Origin of the sequence: Paenibacillus wynnii, assembly GCF_030812855.1 — a bacterium.
Taxonomy (GTDB): domain Bacteria; phylum Bacillota; class Bacilli; order Paenibacillales; family Paenibacillaceae; genus Paenibacillus_AQ; species Paenibacillus_AQ wynnii_A.
The window spans coordinates 39,625-60,622 of record NZ_JAUSTK010000005.1 but is presented as its reverse complement, the minus strand read 5'-3'; the positions used below and the strand labels follow the sequence as shown (position 1 = coordinate 60,622).

Here is a 20,998-nt window from a genome sequence, read left to right as displayed (position 1 = left end):
TTGACAAAATGACCCAAAAACGGATATATACTGTTTTGTTGAAAATATTCTAAATAAACCTTGTTTCATATGGGTATTTTTATTTTAATACATAATATGCCATTTGACAAAATGATAAAAAGTGTATACTAATTTATTGTAATAGTATGACAAAATGACGCTAAAACGGATATATTATTAATATATATAATAACTAGATATAAATATACTAATATTTCCTAGTGTAACGCTACGCTTATTCCCTAGTTATTAAATTTCAACTTCGTTTAAGGATTAAGTTCAATAGAGGTAAACCTTAAAGATTAAGGTCAAAAGCGCTTGAACATGTATTAATTGTATTTTAATTCTCTGCCCTTATTCAACTTTATTCATTATAGATTTATAAATTAGTCAGGAGATGCGTTAATGAAATTTGTAGATAGTCATATTAAGGTTAAATCTAATTGGTTTGACAAAGGTAATATTTTTAGCAAGGTTGGTGCAGACGCTTTCCTTCTTTATCTAACACTGTATAGATACCATATTTATAATCAAGATAAATGTACTTTTGCAACCAGCATGAAAATGCTGAAGAAAGAAACGGGTTTTACTATTGATAAAACTAAAGAGTTGTTTAAAATTCTTATTCGTTACAAAGTTATTCAATGCTCTGTCACAAGATGGGATAGATATGAAGATGACGGATTTATGCTTGTTACAGCGCTTGATCTTCCCAATACAAAGAGAGAAAAAGGGAACAAAGGAAATGAATACGATGCTCCTGTTACAGATGCAGACCATTATATTAGTATTGATTTGAAATTAATGCAATATTACTTAGATAATGGTTTAGGATGTTCCGAGATTGCCTTTTACTGTTTAATTCGTAAGTATAGTAACAACAACGAGAGAAAATGTTGGATGTCTATTAATAAAATGGCTGACACTTTAGGGTTCTCCAATGATAAGGTACATAAGATGGTTCATACGCTCAACCGTATGAGATTGATGGGTTCAGAGTATAGACAAAACGGAACACGGACGATAAACGGTGTCAAGAAAATGTCTTATCGGTTTGAGCATGTTATTTTCGGTAATATCACTACTTTAGATAGTTTGAGAGAATCATTCAAATCAATTATTGATAAGAATATCAAAAAATGGGACAAACAAAAGGAAAGAAAGAATAAAGTCAAAACAAGTGCTAACCCCTTTATTGATGATGAATTAAACTCTGATGATATCGTCATAGAAGAACAGGAAGATTATGAACCATTGAATGACTACCTGAACTTGAGTGACGACAATCCATTCTAAGTGTCAATTCATAACAGTAATTCTATGAATCCGAACGTCAACTATATAGGTAGGGTAATTGGGAGGGTGAGCAATCGACCCTTCTTTTTTGTTATTCAATTATAAGGAAATCAAAGGAGATAATATGATGAGTAAAATTAAAAAGGTAATGGATAAAGCGTTCGTAAAATTGGTAATGGTGATTGTTTATATTTGTTTTGGATATATGCTTTCCAATCTAATATTTAGTATTCGTGATCTAATCAAGGGTATCTACCGTATCGTTACAGGAGGTTAAGTTCATGACAATTTATGATGTGTTAAAGAAACTACCATATAAGAAGCAACTATACATAAAGTACAAATTCAATATCTGGATGCAACATGAACGGAATATGACTGAGGAAGAGTTTCTGAAACAAGTGGATTTAAAAGGCATGGGTACATATTATCGTTGGGAGCGGAGTCCTGAATATAAACATATCGTTTCAATTGTCTTAGCAGCGAAACAGGCAAATGATTTGTTGACGATATATGAGAATTTGAAGAAGAAAGTTGAATCAGATCCCAATCCTAAAGATATTGAGATGATGCTCAAACTGATGAAAGAGATTAATTTGCATAACAAGGAAGCAGAGAAATTCTTTGCGGCTGATGAGGATGAAAATGACAAGGATGATGATTTGGAGTTGTAGAGTAGCGTTGAGTTAAATAATTTTACTCTGCCAACAGTAAGTGAGGTGTCTTGTCATTTTGCAAAGACACCTCCTCTACTCCACTTCTATCATCATTATTGAGTTTAAGAGTCTCAGTAGCGATTTGTTATTGAATCTGACTCCCCAACCTTAGAGAGTGAGTTTGACTGCTTTAAAATTAGTTGTCTTACGCATTTTGCGGTTGACGATGAATCCGTAATCCAAAGTAAAGGAGGTGTCAAATTGGAACGAACAGATATATTTATTAAATCAACAATTGGAATTGTCACAGGATTAGTGTCATGGATGATAGGTGGATTTGGATTAGTTTTCACGGTGCTCATAGGTTTGATGATGATAGATTTCATAACAGGTTTCATGGTCGGTATATATGAGAAGAATATAAACAGTCGAATCGGTACATTGGGATTGATTCGGAAAACATATGTAATTTTATTGATCGGCGCTGTGTTCATGGTTGAATCTGCTGTATTGGGGAGCAATGGAATAATCACAGACGGAATATCAGGTGCATTCGTTGTTGTGGAACTGGTGAGTATTGTTGAAAATGGCGGTAAACTTGGAATTAAATTACCTGACAAAGTTAAGGATTTGATTCTAGTACTGAAAAATAAGGATAAATCAGAGGTTGAATAATAATACATAGGAATGTATGAACTGGACTCGACTAAATTGTTGAGTCCTTTTTTGCGTTCAGAAAGGAGTATTCATGGTAGTAGCAGCGGTTAAAAAGAAAAGTAAATTTGATATGGTTATGGATGATTTCAAGGCGTTTGCCAAGAATTTCATCAAGATCGTTGACAATGAAGGTAATACTATTCCCTTCCTGCTAAATAAAGAACAAGCCGAGTTTGTAGATACGATGCAAAAGTTTAATATTATTGCCAAGTCAAGACAGATCGGATTCTCCACAATGTCTCTGGGAATCTGTTTGTACAATGCGGTCAAGTATCCCAATACAAACTATATGATTGTATCTTTGTCTGGTGAGTCTGTAACATCCCTTTTTGAAAAATTAAAGTTTATGAATGATAACCTTCCAAGAGAAAAATACCCCTTCCCTAAGACGATGAGAGACAACCGAGGGGAATTAGTGTTAGAGAATGGATCAAGGGTACAAGTGGCAGCCAGTGACGGTAAATCTATTGGTCGGGGATCGACATTCCAATACATATTGATTAGTGAGATGGCGTTCTATGGTGGCGACCAAACAAAAGTATTAACGAGTTTAGAGCAAGCACTAGCCAAGAATAATACAAGTAGGCTCGTAATTGAGACAACGGCTAACGGTACAGCAAACTATTACTATGAGTTGTTTATGAAGAGTTGGAAAGGTAAAACCAACTATAAGGCATTCTTCTATGGCTGGACTTCTGATGCTTATAAAGAACAGTTTAGATTTGAACATGATACTGCCGAGGAATGGTTTAAGTTAAATAACAAGGGTCAACGGTTAATGGCAAAAGATTTAACGGATGAAGAAAAACGAATACATAATATGGGCGCTAATTTAAGAATGTTGATGTGGAGACAGTGGAAACTATCCTCTATGCAATTGATTGACTTTCAAACGGAGTATCCCTCCTATCCAGAAGAAGCATTTAAAACGAGTGGTCAGAATGTATTTGATCAATCTAAGATTCTTGAACGCATTGAGAATCTCCTCCCTCCTCTCTCCAGAGATGAATTGAAAACTGAATTACCTGAAACGTTACTCAAATACATCGGCAGAGGTTTGAATGTCTACCATTTGCCTAAACGTAATGTTAAATATTACGGTGGTAGTGACGTTTCTAGTGGTTCAGGTGGTGACTCATCAAGTTTATCGTTAATGGATTCTGATGGAGTTCAGGCGTTAGCATTTGCTAATAATAAAGTGAGCGTGTATGAGTTTGCAGAGTTCCTAAATGCAGTTGGACGCTATTATAACTACGCCTTCCTTGCCGTTGAAAAGAACAGTTATGGCTTACCCGTCATTGAGCGGCTTAGAAACGATTACAGTTACATGAATTTATATAAACATAAAACGTTTGACCAAAAGGGTAATAAGAAATTTATCCTTGGTTGGCTTACTACGGATAAAACTAAAGCAATCATGATAAGTGACTATAAGGAATCATTTGAGAAAGGTTTAATCCTTGTTGAAGATAAGGACACCTTACAACAAATGATTCTTTTTGTTGAGCAAAACGGCAAAATGGGCAACGTCAAAGGGAAAAACAATCATGATGACTTGGTTATCAGTCATTCATTAGCAGTCCAAGCAATGAAAAATAACAAATGGTATGTCTAAAAGGAGCGTGTGAGATGAGTAAAATTGAAGAGTTTATTAATGACTTTGGATATAGCAATCAATGGTTCGTGGAGTATGTAAATGAAGTAAACAATCAGATGAGAGTTATGGGGATTCTTGATATTAAAGAATACATATCAGGTTTGCACGATATCAGTACCAGACCCAATGAGATGTTTAACGGTAAAGAGTTTGTTCCTAGACGGATTGTATTGCAATATGCAAAGAGATTGTTAGAATTTGGAACAGCATACCTGATTGGGAATAAGGTCACTCTAACAGGCAATGAGAGTGTTGTAGAAGCCGTTAAAAGTGTTTACAAGAACGGATATGATAAACTCGACTTTGATTTAGTACATAGTGTTAATCGTTATGGCAATTCATACGAGTATGTTTATGTTAAGGATGGCAAGATTACAAGTAAACTAATAGATGTGGCAGACTCCTTCCCTGTTGTATCCTCTGAGAATGAATACATTGCATTCGTTGAGTCGTATACAGTTAGCAATGTGACATTTTATAATGTCTACTATGAAGATAGAGTTGAGAAGTATTCTAATTCTGGTGGAACATTACAGAGTCGTGGATCATTTGCTAATCTGAGTGGATTGCCTGTCTTGTATCGGAATGATAATCCTATTGATGATGTGTTTGGACGAAGTGATTTGTTAGACTATAAGAGTATATTGGATTCTATGGAGGATTTGATTAGTAAGAGTACGGATGCTTTCTATAAGCACATTACAGGGATTCCTGTGATTAAAGGGCAGCAACTTACAGGTGACAAACTACCTACATCAATAGTTGGTGCTGGATTGGTACTGGATTCAGATGCAGAGTTTACATTTGAACAGAATCAATTTGATCATCAAGCGTTTGAGACGTTATATAAGCATCTTATGATGAGTCTACTTGATGTGAGTGGAACGCCTGGGATTATACTTGGGAAGACTGATATTTCAAATTTGAGTGAAGTTTCAATTAAACTTTTGTTCTCATTATCGAATATCAAAGCCATGATCGGTGAGAAGTATATTAAAGAAGGCATGAAGCAACGTAATGATAAGATTAGAAGATTGTTAGAGATGCAGGGTATTGTATTTGTAGATGCTGAATGGGATACCTTGGATATCGTGTTCCAGTATGCTATGCCACAATCTGAGAAGGATATCATAGACAATCTGCAGGTGTTAAAGGATATGGGAGCCATTAGTATAGAAAGTATCTTAGGACACTCTCCGTATACAACAGATGTGAATAGCGAATTGGTAAGATTAAGTGAAGAAACGGTAAAGAGTGATACTGTTGTCGATGATGGAAATAAAGATTAATGGTAATGACTACGATTATGTAGATGGGACTTGTAATACATAAGAGTAGATATATCGTGGAACATTTCCCGTGGAACAATGTTGATTCGCGCACACTTATATATATGATTATTATAGGTGTGCCGCTGGTCAATATTATATAGGGTATTCAGAAATTTTTGTTCATTTCTCTGTCAATTTTTCATTAAATTTGATCTATTATCACCATATTATTCCATTTAAAGCCTATTTCCTCTCTAAATACCTTATAAGTATAGTTATACGGTAACTACAGGGCTTAAATGGTATAGAATATATCTTCTATACCATTTAGGACACTATAGAGTCTAGTTAGTGGTCTAAATATCGACTAATATTATCCAATTGACTGATTCTGGACGCTGATTTGTACTATTATACATATGATCTGGTAGTCCAGTAAGGGGGAGGATTCAATCCGTTACCCCAAACTTTAAAAAGAGTGCTCTAGCATATGGGTTTACCCATGAACTAAAAAAAATAAAAAAAGGGAATTGTTCCCTATTTTTAAACCACTATCCATATTATTTTCTAATCCTATATACCTACATATTGCATGGTGGTAAAATTTAGGTAAAACGCATTAGGGGGTTTGGTAGGTGAATACACTGAGGAAAAGTCTTGTGATGGGTATTGCTGGATTGATATTTGTTGTGGGGATTAGTGGGTGTGGGGATGGAGAAAGTACACACCTGTCTAAAAATAATTTATATGAGTCTATACAGTCAGAAAATTGGTTTAGCGCTAAGAGATATCTAGATGAAGACAATTTAAGAACAAATGAAAAATTTAGTCTCTTAGCCTCGTACATAGACTTAAGAATCGGTTTTAATGTAGGCATTATGAATGGCGAAGAAAATTATGATGAATTAAAAGGTATAGTTGACGAAATCAAACTACAACTAGAAAATTACGATGGAGACTTTAAGGAACAGATGGATTCGTTTGTTAGCAATTTTGACAATGAATACGACTCATTTAATCGCCAACCTAAAGTTGAAGAAAGTGAAACAATTGACATGTCTCTCCCCTTTGTTGGAATGTCAGAAGATGAACTTCTTAATACATTGTGGGGAAAGCCAAAAGACATAAATAAAACCACTACTAAGTATGGTGTGTCCGAGCAATGGGTTTATGGAAGTAATAAATTTGTTTATTTGGACGATGGAATTGTAACTGCAATACAAGAATAGATAGTTAACCGATACTTTCAGACCACTAACCATATATTTTTCTAATCCTATATACCTATTTCCTTGCTGATGGTAGAATTTAGGTAAAATGTATGGGAGGTGATCCAGTGAATGGGATAAATAAAATTACTTGGACAGCAATCATCGTTTCCATTATTGGTTTTTTATCTATTATCATATTTGGAAAAGAAAGTTTCCTTCCAGTTATATTCGTTATTCCAGCCATTGTCTTATTTATTATCGCTTTTATAAAACATCAAAAAGAAAGTCTAAGACAATTAGAAATTGAACAAGCAAAGGCTTCTGCTACGAGAGCCAGCAAAGAATTAGATACTTTAAAAAGATTATTTGATCAAGAAATGATTAGCGAACAAGAGTATGAGTTAAAAAAAGAATCTGTAAGAAAAAAATATGCTTCTTATATCAGTAAATATGTAGAAGAGTAAAAATACAATAAATCTGTAAAAATGGGAGCAGAGTATGAAACGGATTAATGAGATTAGGAAAATTCTCGTAAGCATGATAACCTTTGTTTTGGTTTTGGGGATTGTTGGGTGTTCAGGAAGTGGAAACGGGGATATGATTACTATCTTCGATGATCTGAAACTAAAACAAGAATATGCATCTATTATTGATGATACAGTTGTTGAGGATGCAATTAGTAAGGTTTACACTTCTATCGTGAATAAATATAACAATAGGGATAAAGATACTAATCTAATAGAAATGGACAATGAAATATTAGTTGCATTGAATATCATACAAACCAGTGCTCAACTCTCTATGGATGATGATAACAAATTTGATTCGCTTTTGGATTTGGCAAGTATATTTACTGTTATCATTGATGGAACAAAATATAAGGAACCACTATTAGACAAAAACGAAAACGGTGAATACATAATCGAAAATGGAGCGCATATCAGCCCAGAAGATATCTTGATAATTAAGGAGGAAATAACAAATAATTTAAATAAGTATTTTGAATAGAATTAGTAAATTAGACATCCATGTGATGTCTTTTTATATGCCTAAAATCCCCAATCCCCAATTATCTTCAAACCACTAACCATTTTATTTATCTGATTCTATATACCTACAATAATTCGGATGGTAGAATTTAGGTAAAATGTGAATTGGGGATGTTTTTGTTATGAAGAAAAAGATTATTATTGTTTCTGCAATCATTATTGTGATCTTTATGGTAATAAGCATAAAGAATGCACAAGCCATTCATCAAAGAATAACCGAAGAGCGCAATCATGTTGAGTTCACAGATGAATTTAAAAATGAATTAAACACGTTACTTGATAAAAAAGATTACTCAACTGTCGCTGATAAGACTTTGATTTTACAGAGTGGTAATGAAGAAATTGACGCATACTACTCTTTTGCCAAAGCCATGATTTCATATCTTGAGTATGATCGTGAAGAAGCAGGATTTTACTTTGATTCAATACCTCGCAAATATAATTTAGAGTTTGCAGAAAGATATATGAAAGATACTATGGCAATAAATGAACAAAGAAGACAAATTGAAAATGCTAAATATGCTAATCAACCACCCGCTATTGGGGAAACGAAAGAACAACTTAAAACATCTAGTTGGGGATTGCCGAAAGACATTAATAAAACAATTACAGAAAACAATATCTCAGAACAATGGGTTTATGGTGATGGCAAATATGTATACTTGGAGAATGGAATTGTAACAACCATACAAAAATGAATATCCAAGCCTACTCTAACCAGTAGGTTTTTTCTATGTCCAAAATACTCAATACAAAGGAGCAATCACATGAAATTTACTGAACGCCTTCAACTTGAAACACAAGGTATTACCCTCTCCCCTGCTGAACTATCCATATATTTAGAAGAAGAAGGAGTTACCAATCCTGAACTGGAATATGACCCATCATCTAATGCTAGTAAGCGTCAAATCTATTCAGCAGCGTTGTCCATTCTGAACAGTATTGCAAATAATCCGTCCATGATGAAATCATATAAAAGTGACGATATCACTATTACTGATTTTGCGGATTCAATTCAATCCAGAATAGATCAATTAGAACGGAAGATACGCATGATGTCCGTCACAGATGATTCATCCAGCAACAGTTCAACGTTTATGTTATTTAATTCATAAGAAAGGAGCGATCCAATGTTCGATATATTCGGTAAGTCCGATACAGACGATTTGGAGTTTATACTTAGTCAAATTGGTTCCGATGTACTCATTAATGATTCCTCAACAGTCACAAGAGCATTAGTCAGCAATACGAATCTTGAACAAAACTATGATGATAAAAAGATATCTTCCCTATCACCTCTCTCTCGTGGTGATTTTGTTGTTTATGAAGGCAACAAATATATGATTATCTCCGAAATCAACACTCAACGCTATAACAAATATAAAGGTATAATGCACCGTTTACCTCATACTGTAATTGTTAATTCGGCGTGTCGTTTTATTCATGTGGATTGTTATATTACTGTAGGTAATTTGGGTGTGACTGAGGGAAAGGTAATATCTGTCCTAGATGGCAATGTAACTCTCTATACTAAAGAGTATTATAAGGAATTGGGACTTAAAATTGATTCTAAGTTCTTTGTTGATGGTCAAAAGTTCAAAGTTGTAGGAATTGATACATTTTCTCAAAAGGGGATTCTAATATTATCCTGTGAAAAGGATTTAATTGATTCTGCTACAGACGATGTGATTAATGGAATTGCAGGAGGATTATCTTGCGCTGTGAACATTACGAATGAGCCAACTTCCATAATGATCGGTAATACGCTTCAATTGGCTTGGACAAGTACAAACAATGTTCCAGTCACATTCACATCATCTAACAATGCTATTGCCACTGTGAGCGATACAGGGCTTGTAACTGGAATTACAGAAGGTGGTTTTACCGTTACTGTCTCAAACAGTACAAATGGATTTATCTATGATACATTAGCCATTTCTATCTATGCACCTGAAGTCTATACAATGTCACTTTACAACACTGTTAATAAACATAATCTGGCTTACAATGAGCAAATCATTGTAAATAAAAATGTATATTTGAATGGTGCGCTTGCTACTGATAAGACGGTTACATATTCACTTGTTTATGCTGATCAAATTACAGCCGTACCTTCTACTGTTGCGACAATCAGTGTTGATTCTGCTAATATTGCTACTGTAACAAATCTGAATACAGGTGTTGCCGATGAATCAATTTATGTTAAGGCAGTCCTTGACAATGACAATTCAAAGGTAAATTACTATTCATTAACCTTGGCTTATCCGGTTACAGTTGTGAAGACAATTACTCTATCTCCAACTAGTGCAACTTATGTGAGTATAACGAAAGGCTCCAGTGTAGGAAAAACATTTACCGCAACAGTATCTAGTGGAGTAGAGGATGTAGCATGGGAAATATTCGCAGACGATAAAGTAAGCCCATCTGACCCAGCCAATTATTCAATTTTGAGTCAAACGACATCAACTATTCAGATTAAAGGATTAGTACTTTCATATATTCAATTGAAATGCTATTTATTAAGTGATCCAAGTGTGATTACTTGGCAACGGATTAGAATTAGGAGTGCAATCTAAGACCACTATCTTCCTAATTTGGATAGAACACTTTACATTCAGGACTGACCACTTTATAATACAACTATCAAGTTCTTAAATTTGATGGTCGATTAATTATAAACGTTGTCGGAGTAAGGTAGAATCACATTTCCTATCGGTCATTCTTGACAGGGTAGGGGTCATGGGTTCGAATCCCATCCGTCCTATATGTGGAAAGCCTTATTTTATAAGGCTTTTTTGCTTTTTATGGACAGAAAATAGACATGCCAAAGAAGCCGTTGCCCCCTTGTGGTCACGGATTGGTCACGAGCATATAAATCTGCACAAATAAAATAAGCGACCTCCCTGATTTCTGGAAGATCGCTTATTCATCATCTCTCAAATTGTTTTTACTGTTCACCGATTGTTGCTCATCATAATTATTCCTCATTTGTATGTTCTCCTTAGGATGCCAGCATCAATGAAGCATGAGTGTGACGAAGACTGTGAAAGGATATTCATTTTATCTTTGCCTTCTTAATCAGATTGTACAATGCACGATTCAAATTGCGGGAGTTTAGTGGTGTTCCCACAGCCGTGCAGACAACAAGATCATGATTGTTATAGACTTCTCCTGCATGCAACCGCTCTTTGATCTGGCGTCTGCGGTGTTTTTGCAGTGCCTCAATCGTTTGATCGGAAAGAGCGATATTGCGATTGCTTGCCTTTGTTTTAGTCGTTGAGATCAATTCCGTGCTGTTATGTCGTAAAGTCTGGACCACACGGAGCATCTTGTTATCAAAATCAATATCTTTCCACCGCATTCCCAAAATCTCACTTTGACGCATCCCCGTCCAGGCCGCTATAAAGAAGGCAATCTGGTAGCGAGTCTCACGTGCTGACCATAGAAAAACGTTCAATTCCCTCATATCTGCTACCTTGGAATGTATAGAATCTGAGTAGGTCAGTCCCTTTACTTTTGACTGTTACGCCGTTGCCCAGCAAAGATTTTACTTTCTTCAACGCTTCGGACTCAGTAAGAGCAATTTCACTAGCTGCATGCTTCGGTTCGATAGCGACCACTTTCCATGTTTCTTTCCAGGCAGTGTCAACATGTGAGAAAAAATAATCTTATCCGTCTCATTCTCAACCAACGACCCTAGTTTACTTATCTGCACTATATCATCCAATAAACTGTCATCACCTGAAGGATGGAAATGTCTATGTTGGATTGGAGCAAGTTTAATTACCCTGCCAACATAAAGTATTTCTGAATTACATTTCTGATACCGCATTTTTCCTCCTTTAGATAGCAAGAGACAGACTACTAAATTAGCTAGTCTATCTCTTGTCTTAATTTATAAAACTAATGAACTACTTATCTTTTTCAAAACTTCTAATTTCATTTTTCTTCTTTTCAATACGCACATTTCATCAAAGTGGAATTTGTTATTTCCTATTTGGTTTTCTCGTTAGAAACAATAGTGGATAGGCAGTCGATTTTATCTACTTCCGCACTGGTCTGATATACTTAAAATACCGTTCCGGATTAAAATAAAAGTAAATTATTCTACCGGGGGAAGTATCAAAGCAGTAACCAGTGCCTGCAAAATCAAAAGTTGCCATTGCCTTTTCAATCTTTTCCTCCACACTACGATTTTCCTGCTCATAATCGAATGGCCCATGTTCAAAAACAATATACTCAGCTTCGGGAACATCAATCATAAGCATTTGAGGTGGTACTTCGCCTTTATAATCAAAAGGAAGTCGTACACCATAACACTCTGTACGTGGAATACCCCAATCGCAGAGTCTGCCGTCCGGGTCATTAATGTACGCCATAATCTGACCGCTGCCGCCGTTAGATTCGCTCCCACCATCGTCATCCAATTTGCCCTTGATACTATCGAGTAAGCCGCAAATTGTTTCGCAGTCCTGTCCCGGAATAAGACTTTGCTTTTGCCAAAAATCCCAATACCCATTACTCTCATAGTTATTAATGTGCAAAAATTTGTGAGCGGGAATGGTTACAAAATAAATTTTAACATCATCTGTAGATTTCATCATCCCAATCTCTCCCAATCCTAAAAAGTAGCGGTCGAAAGGGTTTATTTTTGTACGAAGAACGACAGGCTTAGGCTTTTTTCGGTATTCACTTGGAGTTACACCATATGTTCCCTTAAAAGCTCTGGTAAAAGCTTCATGTGATGAAAAACCATAATCAAAAGCAATATCTAAAAGGCTTTTTTCACTATCCCGAACTTCTTTTAGTGCAAAGGCTAATTTTCTATGCCGCAGATAATCCCTAAATTGCATACCCGATATTTCTTTGAATTTTCTCGTTGTATAAAATTCGGAATAACCCAGCCTGCGAGAAAGAAAGCGTAGTGTCAAGGCTTCGTCATTATAATTTTTAATACATTTGTCAATTTCATCAACGATTATTTGAATTTGTTTCTGCCACTCGTACATTCGTCTATTCACCTCGTTTCAATCACCCTACATTTATTATAAAGAAATAGAGAGATTACTGTTTGATTTTACTTGCTGTTATTTCATTTTTCTCTTTTAAGTTCTGCACCGTTGCCATTCTCCATGCTATGATAGCTTCTTTTAACCGCGGCTTTATAGACCTCGCGTGGATGCACAATGGCACTATCTAAAGAGCCAATAGCTATCACCTCCTTTCAAGCTGCATTCCATTTTTGGATTGCAGTTCTCCCTATAAAGTAGATAAGAAATCAAAAGAAGTTTTCGCCAATTTTGGCGTAAACTCTAAATACCTTCATCTCCTTGGTTAAATTCAACTTCAATCTTCCTTTTCTTTGATGCATACAAAGCAATACAAAAGACCTGTTATATGAAGTCCGTGCAAGTCGCAAATGGGTAGGCCGGGGCTAAATATTCTACAATTCCAAACAAAAATAGCCGTTTCTCCAAAACGGAAAAACGGCTGGTTTAATGCAAAATTTTTTATTTTATTTTTTGGAATCCTATAAGAACAAGCATTAGCAGGTACGCGTTCCTAATCAAATGGACATTCCTGTGTACTTCAGCGTATTAAGCGGTAATATACTCTACAGCAGTCCTTGAACCCACCGCCTTCGGAGATGCTACAAACAAATCAAGGACCTGGATAAGCCCTCCAGAGTCCTTATTTTTATTGTGAATTTTCAAAACCAAACCAGACAACATGTTAAAGCTTTATAGATTTGATTTCACTTTCACCAAGCCCTGTCGCCTTAGCTACAGCTGCATAATCCATCCCCATTGCCAGCAAGTTACGAGCTACTTGAAGTTTACCCTCAATAATTCCAGCGGACTTTGCCCCTTCAACCATAGATGCTTCATCATGCAGATATTTCTGTCTGGCCTCATACAATCGTCTGGCATCCGAATCCTGACTTAAATATTGCACAGTATCCATTGCCTTCCCCAATTCCGGCTCATTCATCTTCAGCACCTCCCAGTGTGATGTATCGGCACCCTTTAAGAACAACAGCCAATTGATCAGTCCACCCTCAGACGGAACGCTATGCTCATCTAATTTTGGCAACTCCAGGAAATGCACCTCAATATCGTCAATTAAGGATATCCCGGTCCGGTCTTCTCGCAGATGAAATACGTTATGATATTGCTCATTAAATTAAATAAAAGCCTGGGACCAAAACAAAAAATAAACATAGAGTATAAAGTTAAGATATATTCTTTTTCTTCTCTTTTATATTTCCATTCCATGAAAGCACGAAAACTTAATGAAATAAGAAAGTAGCCAATAAGCCAGAGATAGGATTATCAACAAACCATATTGATAAACAGTATTTTTTAACTAGATCGTGAATTACTGTACTTAAGTAACCGGTAGCGTTAGCTTAACAAGCCACATTAAAAGTCGGTTTCTTAGCGTACAGGAATTCGACTTTTTTAGGTTGGAATTTGGTTAACGTATATTATCCGCGTTTTGTCGGCAGGACCCCTATATATAAAGCTGAGGGCGCGTGCTCACAGCGCAGTAGCGCCTGCAACTGGGTTTATCTATTAGTCTGAGAGATAATCAGTTATACTACTTACTTGTTCAAAATATAACTGAACAACCTGTTTTCAAAAAAGCTATTCAGTTGGGTTGTTCAACGCTTATTTTTTCTTACCCACACGATTCAGAATGCTTTTGTTCAAATTATTGCGTAACTTATCATCCCATCTTTTCGCTTGGTCGGTAAGTCCATTGGCGAATGCTATCACGTCTTCACCTGTCACTTCCAATACGTCTTTGCCATCTACCGCACCAGCTTCAAACAAATCAATGAGATCGTACTGGATTCTCAGCATATCCATGCCACTTCCAGAGGCGAAACCCCACATATAGTTGCAGATTTTTTTATAGGCTTCTGGGTAGTCGCCTGGCAAAGCTTCCACACGCGCCATCATTTCTTTGTATTCTTTTTTCTCCTCAAGTATCTTTTTGATGAAATTTACCATGGTATTTAACCTCCTACCTTATTTTTTATTCATCCATATTTTTACTTGCTCTTCAACTCTACTCTCAATTTCTTTTTTCAAATCTACTTGCCCTCCTAATATACTCACCGATTCTCCATCTAGTTTTGAGAGAGCCATCAATTCGTCGGCAAATGCCGCCACGTCTTCACCGGTAACATCTAGCACATGCTTGCCTTCTGCTGCACTAGCTTCAAACAGTTCATACAAATTGATGATTTCTTCACCAAATCCATATCCGAAATTCCACATGTACTTTTGAATCTTTTTGAACACAAAGGCGTAATCTTTCGGTAGGGAATTTACTTTTTTCATAAATGCTTTGTATTCCTTCTTGCTTTCTAAATCGCCAATGATTAGCTCTATAAATTTCTTCATATTATTTCTCCCCCTTTAGGATATTAATTTTTAATGAGACAAAATCCCATTTTTCCCAAAAGTGTTCGAGTTCCTTGTGTCCTGCATTATTTAATGAATAAAATTTGCGAGGAGGACCCATTTCAGAACGCTTTTTCTCGATATTCACTAATTCTTTCTTTTCCAGTCGCACCAAAATGGTGTAGACCGTACCCTCAACAACCTCTGTAAAGCCCATTTCATTAAGGCGGCGGGTAATCTCGTAGCCGTAAATATCTCCCCGGCTGATAATTTCCAGCACACAACCTTCCAACACACCTTTGAGCATTTCTGTTAAATTTTCCATAGCATACACCTCCTAAGCTAATAAGTTATATAGTATTAAGTATTACTTAGTACCGGTATATTGTAGTACTATGTAGAGAGGGTGTCAAGTGTGCATATATGAACTTGTTTTGGATTATTATTGTATGCCAAGCTGCTCGGAGTACGGAAGTGGGCAAACTCAGCTAATAGAACCTTAAATTTTCGCGATAATAATTTCGACCTCCAATTCACATTGTTATAGTTACTTGTTTCCTTTATAAATAACCCAAGATAAAATAGTAGTTGGATTATAATGAATTCAGTCTTTGACTTATCTGCAGCGGTAGTTATTGCTCCAACCGCCTTGGCTGCTGTTATAGATCGTTGAAATGTACGACTGTGAGGTTGAATAGGAAAACTTTGTTATTTATTTTAAGGGAAAAATGGGTGAAGACGCAGTACATAACATAGAAGTAACTGAGAGAAGATCGACAATGAAATTGCTAAAAAAGATTTTACTCATCACTAACCTAGCTTTACTTTCTGTATCCATGCTCACAAGTCCAGCTAACTTGATTTATGCAGCACAAGAAGTAAAGGTAACCTCAATTTCTGTAAAAGGTCCTTCAAGGCTTAAGAACGCGATAGTTATTGAGTCAGGAGTTTATACCGACAGCGATGGCGCGAAAGATAAGATCGTTTTTTAATCCAGGGTGAGGAACCATCAGACTCCAAAAGTGAAATGGTCATTTTAATTAAAGATGATAAAATAGGCTGGGGTTATTCCTCTTCCGACAAGGATAAATCAGGATTTAACGAGATAAGAAAACTCTTCAAAGAACCTGTACCTGACACCTCTATTTCTGGGGAGGCTTCTTCTTCCAAAAGCGAGCAGTCCACTGAAAGAATGCTGAGCGAAATCAGTAACTTTGTCATTTCTGACATTTGGAATGTTGGATTTGTGGATATTAGTTCATATATCCATAGTGGTACAAGCTCTACAGGTCAAAAATTAGACGTCGATTTTACAATTGAACAATTAGGAAAAACGATGACCAAGAAGAGGAATATGATACCTACGTGAATGGACTAGATACAAAATATGATTCAATAAAGAAACTATGGACAAAACTCTCAGGAGAAACCGATCGTATGTATAAACAAATTCAGGACACCCATCCGAAAGCGAATGATACAAATTCAAATTTTGATACAGGTATTTTCAATCAATACATGGACGCCTTTATTGATGAAGTGAACGATTTGACAAAATCATAATAAAATATAATAGCCCTGACTACAATAATAGTAGCAGGGCTATTTATTATGTGTTCGCTGATTATTTTCCCTTTATACTTAAATTAGCGGACATTCATCCGATATAGTTAATAGGTCTCATTTTTTTAAATATCGTCCGGGATCCTTTAACTGATAAGGAGTGATAATATGCTAAACGAACTAAAAATAGGGCTTGCAAAGAAACAAGTGGTAAGCTTACATACAAAAGATGGGGAAATAGTAATGGGTATTCCAGAGGACAGTTCTATGGAAACTAAAGCTAAATTGCGGAATGGGCTTGCTGTTAGATACATACCTTACGAAGACATTATGCATGTTATGAGGATAATACCTTTGCCGAAATATAAAAATAAACCAATTACTGGATACCAACAACTAAAATAACACCGTGGAGGAAACATAACTTTAGTGGAGATCTCCGATTTGTATTGAACAAACTATTCGCATATAGACTTTCGTAGGCTTCACTACTTTAGTCCGTTCAGTCATAGCGATTATATATTCGAACCAAAAATAGAGTGTCAGACTTTGAGTCGGTGATGAGTCAGTTTTAAGCACTAAAGACAGATAAAATACAACGCCTTACAGCCACACTGCCGGCTTATTATACCGTTTTTGATATACTACATACAAAGGTCAGAATCTACGAGGACTGCCGTTAATGAAACGCAGAGAGATTCTGTCGGGGATTACAATTTCATCAGGATAACATTACCCGCAAACGCATGAAAATAATTACTAATTGTTTTCGTAAGAAGCATCCTTATTCGATACATACGTTTAAACCGGTGCCTAATGTCAAAACAGCGGCAACCTTGGACCGAAATAAAAGTCCTAAGCTGCCGCTAGTTTATGGAACTAAATTTTGTTATTTGTAGCCTTGTTCTTTCTCTATCCTTGATTATTTAAGTTACTTCCTCTGTTGTACGGCCAAAACATGATCGGAATTAGTAATAAAGAAAGGATACTACCAGTAAAAGAGAGAGCTGCATAGCTCGAATGTGCAACCACCATCCCTGATAATGCTCCTCCGGAGGCACCCGCCAATGCTATTAGAACATCTACTGATCCTTGTACTTTGGCTCTATTCGTAGGCGTTGTTGAGTCTACAATTAAAGCAGTTCCACTAATTAAGCCAAAATTCCATCCCAATCCTAGAAGTGAAAGAGCGACTATTAACATAACCATTGAGTCGGCAGGTGCAAGTGCAGCTACAACCCCCGAAGTAAGTAATGTTACACCTGAAGCAACAGCCATTATCTTGCGTCCGATTTTATCAACCAATATACCAGTAATTAAAGACGGGAGATACATTGAACCGATATGAAATCCTATAACTAAGCCTACATCACCCAGCCCATGTCCATGATGCTTCATATGTACTGGTGTCATTGTCATAATCGCAACCATAACAATCTGAGTTAAAATCATGACCGAAGCCCCAAGAATTACACCTCTTCGCTCTAATGGCTGTCCCAATTGATTATCAGTATATTGTCTGGCACCAACTGAACGAACGGCGAGAGCATTCGCGATCAGAAGCGGATCAGGACGAAGGAATATGAGCAGTATAATACCAGCTAATATATATGCCGCTGCTGCTAAAATAAATGGTCCGCCTAGACTGGGAATACCCATTGAAACTGCAAACTCTCCTGTTACGTTAACAAGATTCGGTCCGGCCACTGCTCCAATTGTTGTGAATACCATCGCCATACTTGCCGCTGTTGCTCTCTGTTTTGAGTTTGCTAAATCTGTACCGGCATATCGGGCCTGCAAATTAGTTGCAGTTCCTGCACCGTAAACAAGAAGGGCGGGAAGGAGCAGCCAAATACTATTTAGAACGGCAGCTATTATAACACCAATTGCTCCTATACCACCTGTAATAAATCCTAAACCCAATCCAAATCTTCTACCATGCTTCTGAGATATTCTTCCGACCAACAAAGCTGCAACTGCTGAACCAAGCGTAAATAAAGCTGTTGGAACACCAGTGAAGTCATCTGTGCCAAGCATATCCTGAGCCAGTAAAGCTCCCACAGTTACTCCAGCTGCAAGTCCTGCACCTCCGAATATCTGAGAAAATATAACAGTAACTAGTGTGCGACGATACAGTTTTCGCTGTTTATCCGGTGATTCAATGTAACTATTTATTATTTCTTCTTGTTTGATTGAGGATTTCGACATATGCATTCAAAACATCCTTCCACAGCATTGAACTAAGTTTTTTGTGCAACGTTAAAATGTCACCGTCTTATCGGCCCACTCAACGAGTTCTACACAATCATTCATTGTGGAGATAGGACACTGAGTTGAATCTTCCAACTCTCTAGACTTCAAGCATGCCCCGCAAGCCAACAATTCTCCACCTTGAACATTAAAAGTTGTCATTTGTTCAAATACATTATGTTGTGGATGGGTAATAGACTCACATTCTACGGCTTCTCCCATTAAGAAAAACCTAACTTTATGTTGTTTCTTTAGTGCCGCGTTAGCGAATCGAAACGCATTCCACGCTTTCTCAGACTCTTTTGTTTGGAGAATAATCCCTAACTTCATGGAGCTAACACTTCCTTACCTACATAGTCATTCCATTCATGAACGCTTTTATCCAAACGACTCGCATCAAACCCCTGAGCTTTAAGCAACTCAATAGCTTTAATAGCCATCAAGCAATAAGGTCCACGGCAATAAGCGACAATTTTTGTGTCTTGTGGCAAAGCGGATAACTGCTCAGCCAGTTCTTCAATTGGGATCGATAGTGCGCCTGGAATATGAGCTGCGTCATATTCATCTTTAGGCCGTACATCCAGAAGAGTAATCTCTCCAGACTCTAAGTGTTTTAATAATTCGTCCATTGATACTGCTTCAACTTCTGAAAATTGGCCCATAAATTGTTCCTTTATGTGCTGTACTTCAATCAATTGTTTCTCTGAAAGATCATAAAAAGAGTTCAAGAAATGCAAAACAGCTGGATCGGCTAATTCATAATAAACGAAATTTCCACGCTTTCTAAAATCAACAAGCTTCGCGTAATAAAGAGATTGCAAATGTTGAGAAACATTTGCGATAGACATTGAAGTGATTTGGGATATCCTCTCTACTGATTTTGGACCTTGTGTAAGTACATCAAGGATCTCTAATCTTTTTGGGCTAGATAAACACTTGCCAATGCGAGCGAATTCTGTAAATAACTCATCTTTAAATTCTCTCTCTTTCACACTAAACACCCCTCAACTATTCAATTAATTTATTGAATAGTTTAACTTTATGTTATTCCTGTTTGAATGTCAACTTGCTTGTCAGCCAAACGTCAGTCTAACATCTGAAAAAAAGAGGTGTGCTGAAGTAAGCACACCTCTTTAAAATCTATCTAATTGTTCTCAAAGAATTTTCTGAGCTTTAATTTCATCTTCCAACATGTAGTTCTGTTTCTGAATCACCAAAGGATTGTGATGAGCATTTAACACCTCATTGAATCCTTTAACTATGAGCCATATCGCTAGAGTCATTTCATAAAGGGCTACCGGTATCGCCAAAATGGCTCCCCACGTTGAAAGTTGAAGAATGATACCGAACATTTCTAAGATGGCTGCAAGAAAGATTAGTGTTGCTCCGGTAAGACCCATGACGGAAATAAATCGGGGAACGAGTTTTGATGTATAGAGTAGATAACTGCACATCATCGTATTGATGCCCAGCATGAAATTAGGGCCTAACATAAAGGTCCAGTCGTGTACGGCTTTTAATAATGAACCTGATGTTTGAAAAGAGGATGCATTCGGTGCTCCTGCTTTTACGAATTCCTGACTTAAGGTCAATAAGGACAATACGCTGATTACACCCACAGTAATAATTACGGCTTCAAGAAACCTGAAACAAACATACCCAAGAGCTAGACTTTCATTTTGCTTTCTTAGTAATGGAAACAATGTAATCGAAGTGCCAATAGCTGAACAGACCAGAATTAATTCGAAAACCGCTCCAAGTATGACCTGGTTTGCATTTTCAGAACCTTGAATTAGATAATCGGGGCCATTAAGGATAGGATCATATAAAATAAGACCAAATATTGAAGTAACCGCAGCAAGTATAAATAGAACTCCTACAAGCATTGCTCTTTTCTTATTGGTATTCATTAGTTA

At 36.5% G+C, this 20,998-nt stretch carries 25 protein-coding genes and 1 pseudogene; 15 read left to right on the top strand and 11 right to left on the bottom strand.

Going from position 1 to position 20,998, the window contains the following annotated elements:
* Window positions 1-405: 405 nt before the first annotated feature.
* From J2T20_RS06960 to J2T20_RS06910, 11 genes are all read left to right on the top strand, one after another.
* Window positions 406-1,296 carry a helix-turn-helix domain-containing protein gene (locus J2T20_RS06960; RefSeq protein WP_307586888.1) on the top strand — a complete coding sequence of 297 codons (891 nt, stop codon included), beginning with the start codon at window positions 406-408 and terminating at the stop codon, window positions 1,294-1,296.
* 281 nt (window positions 1,297-1,577) lie between these two features.
* Window positions 1,578-1,970: a hypothetical protein gene (locus tag J2T20_RS06955; protein ID WP_307586886.1), complete on the top strand. Its 393-nt coding sequence runs from the start codon at window positions 1,578-1,580 to the stop codon at window positions 1,968-1,970.
* A 243-nt stretch (window positions 1,971-2,213) separates the two neighbouring features.
* Window positions 2,214-2,627: a phage holin family protein gene (locus J2T20_RS06950; protein WP_307586884.1), complete on the top strand. Its 414-nt coding sequence runs from the start codon at window positions 2,214-2,216 to the stop codon at window positions 2,625-2,627.
* Between the two features lie 73 nt (window positions 2,628-2,700).
* On the top strand, window positions 2,701-4,284 hold the full coding sequence (locus J2T20_RS06945) for a DNA packaging protein (RefSeq protein WP_307586882.1): 1,584 nt from the start codon (window positions 2,701-2,703) through the stop codon (window positions 4,282-4,284).
* Between the two features lie 14 nt (window positions 4,285-4,298).
* Window positions 4,299-5,615 (top strand): phage portal protein, encoded by a 1,317-nt coding sequence (locus J2T20_RS06940; protein ID WP_307586881.1) that lies wholly within the window; start codon window positions 4,299-4,301, stop codon window positions 5,613-5,615.
* Between the two features lie 617 nt (window positions 5,616-6,232).
* The gene (locus J2T20_RS06935) at window positions 6,233-6,826 is read left to right on the top strand and encodes a hypothetical protein (protein WP_307586879.1); all 594 of its coding nucleotides are present in this window, start codon (window positions 6,233-6,235) and stop codon (window positions 6,824-6,826) included.
* A 107-nt stretch (window positions 6,827-6,933) separates the two neighbouring features.
* Window positions 6,934-7,272: a hypothetical protein gene (locus J2T20_RS06930; protein ID WP_307586878.1), complete on the top strand. Its 339-nt coding sequence runs from the start codon at window positions 6,934-6,936 to the stop codon at window positions 7,270-7,272.
* A gap of 34 nt (window positions 7,273-7,306) precedes the next feature.
* On the top strand, window positions 7,307-7,816 hold the full coding sequence (locus J2T20_RS06925; RefSeq protein WP_307586876.1) for a hypothetical protein: 510 nt from the start codon (window positions 7,307-7,309) through the stop codon (window positions 7,814-7,816).
* Between the two features lie 163 nt (window positions 7,817-7,979).
* Entirely contained in the window at window positions 7,980-8,555 is a 576-nt protein-coding gene (locus tag J2T20_RS06920; RefSeq protein WP_307586874.1) for a hypothetical protein, read from the top strand.
* A 69-nt stretch (window positions 8,556-8,624) separates the two neighbouring features.
* Window positions 8,625-8,972 (top strand): hypothetical protein, encoded by a 348-nt coding sequence (locus J2T20_RS06915; protein WP_307586873.1) that lies wholly within the window; start codon window positions 8,625-8,627, stop codon window positions 8,970-8,972.
* A 15-nt stretch (window positions 8,973-8,987) separates the two neighbouring features.
* On the top strand, window positions 8,988-10,433 hold the full coding sequence (locus J2T20_RS06910) for an Ig-like domain-containing protein (RefSeq protein ID WP_307586872.1): 1,446 nt from the start codon (window positions 8,988-8,990) through the stop codon (window positions 10,431-10,433).
* 479 nt (window positions 10,434-10,912) lie between these two features.
* Here the strand turns inward: J2T20_RS06910 and J2T20_RS06905 are convergent, their stop codons facing one another.
* The 7 genes and pseudogenes from J2T20_RS06905 to J2T20_RS06880 all read right to left on the bottom strand — a co-directional run bounded on the left by J2T20_RS06905 (window position 10,913) and on the right by J2T20_RS06880 (window position 15,594).
* Window positions 10,913-11,323: a site-specific integrase gene (locus J2T20_RS06905; RefSeq protein WP_307586870.1), complete on the bottom strand. Its 411-nt coding sequence runs from the start codon at window positions 11,321-11,323 to the stop codon at window positions 10,913-10,915.
* 577 nt (window positions 11,324-11,900) lie between these two features.
* Window positions 11,901-12,866, bottom strand: coding sequence for a helix-turn-helix transcriptional regulator (locus J2T20_RS06900; protein ID WP_307586869.1), 966 nt, complete (start codon window positions 12,864-12,866; stop codon window positions 11,901-11,903).
* Between the two features lie 724 nt (window positions 12,867-13,590).
* Window positions 13,591-14,037: pseudogene (locus tag J2T20_RS06895) on the bottom strand (Rpn family recombination-promoting nuclease/putative transposase); the annotation flags it as partial.
* Window positions 13,980-14,171 carry a DUF4181 domain-containing protein gene (locus J2T20_RS25720; RefSeq protein ID WP_373457770.1) on the bottom strand — a complete coding sequence of 64 codons (192 nt, stop codon included), beginning with the start codon at window positions 14,169-14,171 and terminating at the stop codon, window positions 13,980-13,982. The pseudogene J2T20_RS06895 and the gene J2T20_RS25720, both read right to left, overlap by 58 nt.
* A gap of 357 nt (window positions 14,172-14,528) precedes the next feature.
* Window positions 14,529-14,873 carry a DUF1048 domain-containing protein gene (locus tag J2T20_RS06890; protein WP_307586867.1) on the bottom strand — a complete coding sequence of 115 codons (345 nt, stop codon included), beginning with the start codon at window positions 14,871-14,873 and terminating at the stop codon, window positions 14,529-14,531.
* An 18-nt stretch (window positions 14,874-14,891) separates the two neighbouring features.
* On the bottom strand, window positions 14,892-15,269 hold the full coding sequence (locus J2T20_RS06885; RefSeq protein ID WP_307586865.1) for a DUF1048 domain-containing protein: 378 nt from the start codon (window positions 15,267-15,269) through the stop codon (window positions 14,892-14,894).
* A gap of 1 nt (window position 15,270) precedes the next feature.
* Window positions 15,271-15,594 (bottom strand): PadR family transcriptional regulator, encoded by a 324-nt coding sequence (locus J2T20_RS06880; protein ID WP_307586863.1) that lies wholly within the window; start codon window positions 15,592-15,594, stop codon window positions 15,271-15,273.
* A gap of 454 nt (window positions 15,595-16,048) precedes the next feature.
* Between J2T20_RS06880 and J2T20_RS06875 the strand changes: the two genes are divergently transcribed.
* From J2T20_RS06875 to J2T20_RS06860, 4 genes are all read left to right on the top strand, one after another.
* The gene (locus J2T20_RS06875) at window positions 16,049-16,261 is read left to right on the top strand and encodes a hypothetical protein (protein ID WP_307586862.1); all 213 of its coding nucleotides are present in this window, start codon (window positions 16,049-16,051) and stop codon (window positions 16,259-16,261) included.
* 35 nt (window positions 16,262-16,296) lie between these two features.
* Window positions 16,297-16,638, top strand: a complete 342-nt coding sequence (locus J2T20_RS06870; RefSeq protein WP_307586860.1) for a hypothetical protein — start codon at window positions 16,297-16,299, stop codon at window positions 16,636-16,638.
* Window positions 16,635-16,832 carry a hypothetical protein gene (locus tag J2T20_RS06865; protein WP_307586859.1) on the top strand — a complete coding sequence of 66 codons (198 nt, stop codon included), beginning with the start codon at window positions 16,635-16,637 and terminating at the stop codon, window positions 16,830-16,832. Before J2T20_RS06870 ends, J2T20_RS06865 begins: the two co-directional genes overlap by 4 nt.
* A 168-nt stretch (window positions 16,833-17,000) precedes the next feature.
* Complete coding sequence (locus J2T20_RS06860; RefSeq protein ID WP_307586857.1) at window positions 17,001-17,237, top strand: hypothetical protein; 237 nt, start codon at window positions 17,001-17,003, stop codon at window positions 17,235-17,237.
* A 507-nt stretch (window positions 17,238-17,744) separates the two neighbouring features.
* On the opposite strand, the gene J2T20_RS06855 is transcribed toward J2T20_RS06860, so the two are convergent.
* From J2T20_RS06855 to J2T20_RS06840, 4 genes are all read right to left on the bottom strand, one after another.
* Window positions 17,745-19,040, bottom strand: a complete 1,296-nt coding sequence (locus tag J2T20_RS06855) for an MFS transporter (protein WP_373457765.1) — start codon at window positions 19,038-19,040, stop codon at window positions 17,745-17,747.
* A 51-nt stretch (window positions 19,041-19,091) separates the two neighbouring features.
* The gene (locus tag J2T20_RS06850; protein ID WP_307586853.1) at window positions 19,092-19,412 is read right to left on the bottom strand and encodes a DsrE/DsrF/TusD sulfur relay family protein; all 321 of its coding nucleotides are present in this window, start codon (window positions 19,410-19,412) and stop codon (window positions 19,092-19,094) included.
* The gene (locus J2T20_RS06845) at window positions 19,409-20,074 is read right to left on the bottom strand and encodes a metalloregulator ArsR/SmtB family transcription factor (protein WP_307586850.1); all 666 of its coding nucleotides are present in this window, start codon (window positions 20,072-20,074) and stop codon (window positions 19,409-19,411) included. The genes J2T20_RS06850 and J2T20_RS06845 overlap by 4 nt, the downstream gene beginning before the upstream one ends.
* Window positions 20,075-20,236: 162 nt before the next feature.
* The gene (locus J2T20_RS06840) at window positions 20,237-20,992 is read right to left on the bottom strand and encodes a DUF4386 domain-containing protein (protein ID WP_307586848.1); all 756 of its coding nucleotides are present in this window, start codon (window positions 20,990-20,992) and stop codon (window positions 20,237-20,239) included.
* Between the last annotated feature and the right edge of the window lie 6 nt (window positions 20,993-20,998).

Coding starts and splice junctions, on each gene's coding strand:
- J2T20_RS06855 (WP_373457765.1), bottom strand. CDS start 19,040: ATGTCGAAATCCTCAATCAAACAAGAAGAAATAATAAATAGTTACATT.
- J2T20_RS06945 (WP_307586882.1), top strand. CDS start 2,701: ATGGTAGTAGCAGCGGTTAAAAAGAAAAGTAAATTTGATATGGTTATG.
- J2T20_RS06925 (WP_307586876.1), top strand. CDS start 7,307: ATGAAACGGATTAATGAGATTAGGAAAATTCTCGTAAGCATGATAACC.
- J2T20_RS06900 (WP_307586869.1), bottom strand. CDS start 12,866: ATGTACGAGTGGCAGAAACAAATTCAAATAATCGTTGATGAAATTGAC.
- J2T20_RS06850 (WP_307586853.1), bottom strand. CDS start 19,412: ATGAAGTTAGGGATTATTCTCCAAACAAAAGAGTCTGAGAAAGCGTGG.
- J2T20_RS06840 (WP_307586848.1), bottom strand. CDS start 20,992: ATGAATACCAATAAGAAAAGAGCAATGCTTGTAGGAGTTCTATTTATA.
- J2T20_RS06910 (WP_307586872.1), top strand. CDS start 8,988: ATGTTCGATATATTCGGTAAGTCCGATACAGACGATTTGGAGTTTATA.
- J2T20_RS06860 (WP_307586857.1), top strand. CDS start 17,001: ATGCTAAACGAACTAAAAATAGGGCTTGCAAAGAAACAAGTGGTAAGC.
- J2T20_RS06875 (WP_307586862.1), top strand. CDS start 16,049: ATGAAATTGCTAAAAAAGATTTTACTCATCACTAACCTAGCTTTACTT.
- J2T20_RS06940 (WP_307586881.1), top strand. CDS start 4,299: ATGAGTAAAATTGAAGAGTTTATTAATGACTTTGGATATAGCAATCAA.
- J2T20_RS06870 (WP_307586860.1), top strand. CDS start 16,297: ATGGTCATTTTAATTAAAGATGATAAAATAGGCTGGGGTTATTCCTCT.
- J2T20_RS06955 (WP_307586886.1), top strand. CDS start 1,578: ATGACAATTTATGATGTGTTAAAGAAACTACCATATAAGAAGCAACTA.
- J2T20_RS06880 (WP_307586863.1), bottom strand. CDS start 15,594: ATGGAAAATTTAACAGAAATGCTCAAAGGTGTGTTGGAAGGTTGTGTG.
- J2T20_RS06915 (WP_307586873.1), top strand. CDS start 8,625: ATGAAATTTACTGAACGCCTTCAACTTGAAACACAAGGTATTACCCTC.
- J2T20_RS06960 (WP_307586888.1), top strand. CDS start 406: ATGAAATTTGTAGATAGTCATATTAAGGTTAAATCTAATTGGTTTGAC.
- J2T20_RS06905 (WP_307586870.1), bottom strand. CDS start 11,323: ATGAGGGAATTGAACGTTTTTCTATGGTCAGCACGTGAGACTCGCTAC.
- J2T20_RS06885 (WP_307586865.1), bottom strand. CDS start 15,269: ATGAAGAAATTTATAGAGCTAATCATTGGCGATTTAGAAAGCAAGAAG.
- J2T20_RS06890 (WP_307586867.1), bottom strand. CDS start 14,873: ATGGTAAATTTCATCAAAAAGATACTTGAGGAGAAAAAAGAATACAAA.
- J2T20_RS06920 (WP_307586874.1), top strand. CDS start 7,980: ATGAAGAAAAAGATTATTATTGTTTCTGCAATCATTATTGTGATCTTT.